Source organism: Psittacicella melopsittaci (assembly GCF_003585925.1).
GTDB lineage: Bacteria > Pseudomonadota > Gammaproteobacteria > Enterobacterales > Psittacicellaceae > Psittacicella > Psittacicella melopsittaci.
Window position 1 is genome coordinate 1 of record NZ_NRJH01000060.1, and the last position, 6,803, is coordinate 6,803.

Below are 6,803 nucleotides of genomic sequence, written 5' to 3' on the forward strand. Positions count from 1 at the left end.
TACTTGAGCACTAATTTTTGCTATAACTTTGACCACTAATTTTAGTCATATCCCTTTTCCCTCTATCTCTTTCTTTAAGCAAAATCCATAAATTTATTTTTTTTCTTTTCTTTAGCTTTAACTTGGATTAATTTAATTAATTTTCATCTCATAAAGCTTGGTTAAATTACTTCTTGCCATGTAATATACCTTTGCCCCCTCTTGCCGGATTTGTTACAATAGTAAAGGAAAAAATTAATTTAAAATTCAACTTGGAAATAATTCTATGCACTTTGCAAAAATGCATGCTTTAGGGAATGACTTCATGGTTATTGAGTCATTAACCCAAAAAGTATATCTCAACCCAAAAACTATTTGTGCTCTGGCTGATCGTCATAGAGGCATAGGTTTTGATCAACTGTTATTAATCGAACCCCCATATGATCCAGACACAGATTTTCATTATCGTATTTTCAATGCCGACGGTAGTGAAGTAAACCAATGTGGTAACGGGGCACGTTGTTTTGCCTTATATGTAACCATGCATGGTTTAACCGATAAAAACGATATCCATGTAACCACCAATAGTGGACGTATGGTACTTAGTATTAACCGCAATAGTGTTCGCGTTAATATGGGAGCTCCAATTTGGCAACCAAGTAAAATCCCATTTGTCGCTCGAGCTCCAGAACACCACTATATGATCCCTACACCTCTAGGTGTACAACTGTGTGGGGTAGTGAGCATGGGTAACCCTCACTGTGTTATTACCGTTGATGATATTAACCAAGCTAAAGTAGCTGAGCTAGGTCCAATTATTGAGCACCATGAACGCTTCCCTGAACGTACAAATGTGCCATTTATGCAAGTAATTTCTCCTACTGAAGTATATGTACGCGTATGGGAAAGAGGTGCAGGAGAAACTCAAGCTTGTGGTTCGGGCTGTTGTGGAGCGGTAGCTGTAGGTATTCTCCAAGGTAATCTTGCTAAGGGTAAACCTATTACCGTGCATACATTAGGTGGGGATTTAACCATTGAGTGGAGTGGCGTAGATGGTGAACCTCTATTTATGACAGGTCCTGCTTCTTTTGTTTATTCTGGCAAAATTAACTCAACGACCATTCGTCAAATTCGTGCTAATTACCTTGCTCAACAAGCACGTGGTACTGAATTTGCTAACAAAGAGCAAGAACCAGAGCAAACGGAAGAAAGTTTTATTAACGATCCAACTAACTTCAAAATTCGTTCAGGCAAAATTGATTAGAAATTTAGGTCTTGGTAAAGAAGAGTACAATTTTTTTGTACTCTTTTTTATTATTAGTCAAGACTTATCGGAAAAAATCAAGTATAATATAACAGGTGAAAAACCCCACTTATTTTTTCTCTTCTACCATAATATGAAGCATATAGGTAAGCGTTTCTCACGAAATTCTTACCTATCGGCTTAGTATATATTCTGGTGCGAAGTTCTCTTTAATCATCCACGCAAAATATATTCTTATGCCAAATTCACATATCATTCATCAAGAAAATGCTGCTGATTCAGAGTTAATTAACTTGGAACGCAAGTTGGGCTATAAATTCAAAAATATTCACCATCTACGCGTAGCTACAACCCATTCGAGTTATTGTAATTTAGAAAACTACGAACGCTACGAGTTTTTAGGTGATAGTATTGTAAACTTTGTAATCGGCAAGTATCTTTTCAATACCATTAAAGATGTTGACGAAGGGGCTCTTACAAAAATGCGTTCGGCATTAATTTGTGGTAGCTCTTTATGTAGCATTGCCCGTAATCTGGATCTAGGCTATTATATTCGTCTGGCTAAAGGCGAAATCCAAAATAACGGTCGTACTCGTGATTCAATTCTTGAAGACACAGTTGAAGCTATTTGTGCGGCTATTTATTTAGATTCAGGTTCTTTTGAGACTACCGAAAAAGTAGTACTCAATATTTTCAAAGATCAATTAAATCACAAAGAAGCCTTCCGTACAGGCTATCGTGATCCAAAAACTCTGCTGCAAGAAATTGTGCAAGAGTTATTCAAAAACAAACCTAATTATGTTCTCGTGCGTACTGAAGGTAAATCTCACAATCAGACCTTTTTTGCTGAATGTGTAATTAACGAATTAAACTATCGTACGCCAGGAGTAGGAAAAAATAAACGTAAAGCCGAACAAGAGGCTGCAAGTTTAATGATCCGTAAACTCCGTTCTTCTGATGTTTTAAGCCAAGAACAACTCGATAAGGTGCAACACCTCTAATCGGACGTTTGCGGCCCAAATTAGCCGCTCTTAGCAGCGGCACTTTTCATGATAAGTATATGACAAATACCGAAAACAAACGTTGTGGCTATATTGGTATTGTAGGTCGTCCAAATGTAGGTAAATCTACTTTAATGAACGCTCTCTTAGGCCAAAAAATTGCCATTACTTCTTCTAAACCTCAAACAACAAGGCACCGTATCCTCGGGATTTTAACCGAAGATAATGCCCAATTAATCTTTGTTGATAGTCCAGGGATTCACCTGAAAGAAACGACACAAATGAATAAAGTAATGAACCGTACAGCTAGCTCAGTGCTTGCGAACGTGGATGTACTTTACTTTGTCGTAGAAGGTACCAAATGGACTGACGACGATGCTTTAGTGTTAAGCAAACTTAAACAACAAAAATCTCCGGTAATTCTCGTTTTAAATAAAGTTGATCAAATTGCTGACAAGGCAAAACTGCTTCCTTACTTACAAGAGATGCAAGAAAAATACCCTTGGGCAGATATGATTCCAATTTCAGCAGAAAAAGGTGACAACCTAGATGCTCTAGTTAAATTAACGGCTAAGTTCTTACCTTTAGGCGAGTTCCACTATGATCAGGATCAAGTAACTGATAAAGGTGGTCGCTTTATGGCTGCCGAATTCATTCGAGAAAAACTCATGCGTTTACTGGGCGATGAACTTCCATATGCCACTAGCGTGGAAATTGAACGCTTTACTATGACCCCAAGAGGGATCAATGTAGATGCCGTAATTCTTGTTGATCGCGATGGACAAAAACGCATTATTATCGGAAAAAATGGTGAAAAAATTAAACGTATAGGTACTGAAGCTCGTATCGACCTGAGTAAGGCTCTCGAGCGTCCGATAAATATGAACCTCTGGGTTAAAGTGAAAAAAGGTTGGTCGGATGATATACGTGCCTTACGTTCTTTAGGCTATCTAGACGAATAATATGACAAAACGTAAATTAACACGTGCCGAAGCTAATGAATTATCTTGGGCACTGAAAAAGAAAAAAAAGCGTACAGGTAATGCTTCGGGCTCGCGCTCAAACCCTAATGCTAAGGCTAAAGAACAAGCGCAAGCTACAGCTCAAACTGAACAAAGCAAACCTGCTCGTGCTATTCCAATTTTTATTCCAGGGCGTGACAAGCCTTTAGTAAATAACAAACTGCAAACTGTAGCTCAAGCAAAAGCAGAAGAAACTGCACAAGCTACAGGACAAAGCCAAGATCTTGTTATTGTTAATGGTGAACTTGTTGCAGCTTCTACTTTACAAGCTCAAGCTCGTGCTAAAGCACGTAAACAAGAAAGAGCTCAAGCTGCCTCTAACAAAGACAACAAAGAAGGCAAAGAGTTTGATGTGAGTAAACTAGGTAAAGCTCAATTACGTATGCTTGAAAAAGCTGGCGTAGAGCCAGGCAAAGAAGCAGAGTTCTTTGCTCAATTAGCTGCTAGCAAAAAAGCACGTAAAGAAGCTAAACCTCAGCATGCTGAAAAAGAAGATCGTCGTATTAAATCTCGCGACTATAAAGCAGGACGTAATACAGACTATACTGCGACGCAAGCTCAAGCAGAAAAACTTCTGGCAAACAAAAAGAAGAAAAAAGACAAACTTTCTGGAGACGAGTTACTCGATCTTTGGGAAAATACCCAATGGTAATAGCCTATGCAAGTATCTGAATTAGGTGTATATCTCTACTCTTTTTGTGCAGTTTTTGCTATTTTACTAATTATTCTAGTAGTTCTTTGGTTAAAAATTACTAAAGTAAGAGTAATGCGTAAACTAGCTCAAGAACAACGAGAAAAAGAAGCTAAACTCAAAGAGTTAGAGCGTGCTGAACTTGCCCGTGAATACGCGGAAAAAGGGGTTAATACCTGGCGAGCTTCACAAGATAAATAATAAAAATAAAAAACAAAAGGACTGGTGCGAGCCAGTCTTTTTTGCGTTTTAGGGGTTTTGTTTTTTGGGATTTGAGTTTTTTGGATTTTGAGCTTGGGATTTGTATTTGAGTTTGGGGTTGGGGGGATGAGTTTTTGATTTTAGACTTTTGAGCTTGCTATTTGTATTTGAGTTTGAGGTTTAAGTTTTGCATAATGTACCTTTTATCTCTTTCAATTAAGGTTGTTTTTACCCCTTTAACAACTAAAAGATATTAATCAGGCAAGGTTTTCCCTTGATTTTATTATTTCTACCTCTAAATTTATCTATATTTAGTTATAGGTAAAATTAAACAAGATCTCGCCTAGATTTCCTTAATTTTTCTCAGGTTTTTTATGCTATTTCTTGACTAATTTGCTTATAAATCGGCTTTTGCTTATATTTTGTTTTATAAAGATAATTTATAAAAGTGAAAAGTGTATTTTAGTTATTTATCCGCAACTTAGAGAAAATTTTTGTCAATTTTTTCTCGAATTTTTACCTAAAAATTGAGACATTTTATAATTATTATTTGTCTAATAAACATAGTTAAAAGTTTTTAACTTGTAAAACTTATTCAACGAGCCTAAATTTATAATAAAATATAAGTATAACTCCGAGATTTTAAGGAGTTAGGTTCCAATTTGCTTAACTCTGTTTATAAATTCCAATTATTTCTTTTAGCTATAAATCTTGAACTTATAGACAAAAAATATTACAAGTAACAGAGTTCTTGAGAAATACTATATGTCCTCTTATACATTTATCACACCTCTTGTTAAAGCACTAAGCTTAGTGTTCATCTTTGGTGGAACTAGTGCTATGTCACTTGCTGCTACAACAGGTAGTATGGAAGAGCAAGCAGAAGATAGAGTAGCAAAATACTTTGCTACCCATCAAGTTCTCCTCAAAAAAGCACAAGGGGCAATTAATACTTTTTTAGCAAGTATTGCTAATTTAACTAATCTTTCTTACGATAGTTACTATACACAGCTTTCTACAGCTTTAATCCCTGTTTTACCTTACCAAATCAAAGACGGTATCTACTCTATCCCTAATAGTGATATAGTGTATCAATTTGCCACAAAATGCTCACACCTCGCAGCTTTTAACTACAACCGTCCTGAGCCTCAAACAAAAGGTAAATGGGAAGCTATTTGTAGTACCTTTGTTCCAGTAGCTTTAGCTTTTGTGGATCAAGATAGATTTATTTCAGATCTGACTAACGCAAACTTTGCTCAACTTGAGTACAAACGTATTCGTTTTACTCTACACCCAAATGAAGTGTACGCCTACAACTATATAGCTCAGATAGTTAATCCTGTAGTTGTAGCAGCTCGTATTGAAGCCAAAGATATTACCCCAAAATTTAATTTCAAATATAGCTTACGTCCTGCAGTTACATCTAACGAGGCACAGCAAGCAATTAATATTTTAAATCTCTTCCAGTATACTTTAGGTTTAAATACCAAAATTATAGATAGCAACGATAGTGCTACTTATACTGGTAAGTAAGTTAGAAAAGAATAAAGAAGAAAATTAATAGCCATAGAAAAATTAAAAAGAGCCACAAAGGGCTCTTTTTTTTAGTCTCCGATTGGATAACCAGGTTTACGGAGTAGTTTTTCTAATCTTGGTTTGATTTCTACATCAACAACTTTTTCTTGCCAAGTTGCTGGATCATACTCCACAAAATCAATTGAAATTGATTCTGGAGTTGCGTTTAATTGCTCAATAATAGTTTGAGTTACAGCTTGCTCAAGTTTTTCTAATTGCTCTGGAGATAGATTTCTTGGGAAAGCTTTAATAGTAATGTGAGGCATAGTTAAATCCTTAAACTTTATTTATTTACTAGGTTTATTATATAGGCAAATTCGTAGATTTAAAATAAGCGATTTCTCAAACTTTCGACTTAATAGAAAAATATCTTGTGAAAAGGTCATAGGGATACACTTTGTATACAATCTAATTGCTTATATGTATACATTCAAATTGCTTATTTTTTCTTTAGTTTACTTACAGGCAAAGATCAGTTAAAATCGTAAATTCTAAAATGTGTATACATTCAAATTACCTATTTGTATAGGTTGAACTTGTTAATTTTGTATACATTCAAATTGCCTATTTTACTTTAGCTTACTTATATCCAAAGATAAGTTAAATAAGCAAATTCTCTAATGTGTATACATTCAAATTGCCTATTTGTATAATTTGAGATTGCTTATTTGTATACGATCAAATTGCTTATTTTTACTTTAGCATCTTTATACGCAAAGATAAGTTAAATAAGCAAATTCTATAATATGTATACATTTAAATTGCCTATTTGTATAGGTTGAACTTGTTAATTTTGTATACATTCAAATTGCCTATTTTACTTTAGCTTCCTTATACGCAAAGATAAGTTAAATAAGTTAATTCTAAAATGTGTATACATTTAAATTGCCTATTTGTATAGGTTGAACTTGTTAATTTTGTATACAATCAAATTGCCTATTTTACTTTAGCTTCCTTATACGCAATGATAAGTTAAATAAGTAAATTCTCTAATGTGTATACATTCAAATTGCCTATTTGTATACTTTGAAATTGTTTATTTGTATACAATCAAATTGCCTATTTTACTT

Annotated in this window: 6 protein-coding genes and 1 pseudogene; 6 read left to right on the top strand and 1 reads right to left on the bottom strand. The window is 34.7% G+C overall.

Annotated features, from left to right (window positions below):
* Positions 1–265: 265 nt before the first annotated feature.
* From dapF to CJP74_RS06950, 6 genes and pseudogenes are all read left to right on the top strand, one after another.
* Positions 266–1,081 (top strand): annotated as a pseudogene (gene dapF, locus CJP74_RS06925) (diaminopimelate epimerase); the annotation flags it as partial.
* 398 nt (positions 1,082–1,479) lie between these two features.
* Positions 1,480–2,244, top strand: a complete 765-nt coding sequence (gene rnc / locus CJP74_RS06930; RefSeq protein WP_119497638.1) for a ribonuclease III — start codon at positions 1,480–1,482, stop codon at positions 2,242–2,244.
* Positions 2,245–2,303: 59 nt separating this feature from the next.
* On the top strand, positions 2,304–3,206 hold the full coding sequence (era, locus tag CJP74_RS06935; protein ID WP_119497640.1) for a GTPase Era: 903 nt from the start codon (positions 2,304–2,306) through the stop codon (positions 3,204–3,206).
* Between the two features lies 1 nt (position 3,207).
* Positions 3,208–3,918 (top strand): GTPase-activating protein, encoded by a 711-nt coding sequence (locus tag CJP74_RS06940; protein ID WP_119497642.1) that lies wholly within the window; start codon positions 3,208–3,210, stop codon positions 3,916–3,918.
* 6 nt (positions 3,919–3,924) lie between these two features.
* Complete coding sequence (locus CJP74_RS06945) at positions 3,925–4,158, top strand: hypothetical protein (RefSeq protein ID WP_119497644.1); 234 nt, start codon at positions 3,925–3,927, stop codon at positions 4,156–4,158.
* A gap of 765 nt (positions 4,159–4,923) precedes the next feature.
* Positions 4,924–5,691 (top strand): hypothetical protein, encoded by a 768-nt coding sequence (locus CJP74_RS06950; protein WP_119497646.1) that lies wholly within the window; start codon positions 4,924–4,926, stop codon positions 5,689–5,691.
* A 71-nt stretch (positions 5,692–5,762) separates the two neighbouring features.
* Here the strand turns inward: CJP74_RS06950 and CJP74_RS06955 are convergent, their stop codons facing one another.
* A complete protein-coding gene (locus CJP74_RS06955; protein ID WP_119497648.1) occupies positions 5,763–5,999 on the bottom strand; it encodes a tautomerase family protein in 237 nt (78 codons plus the stop codon).
* Positions 6,000–6,803: the final 804 nt, after the last annotated feature.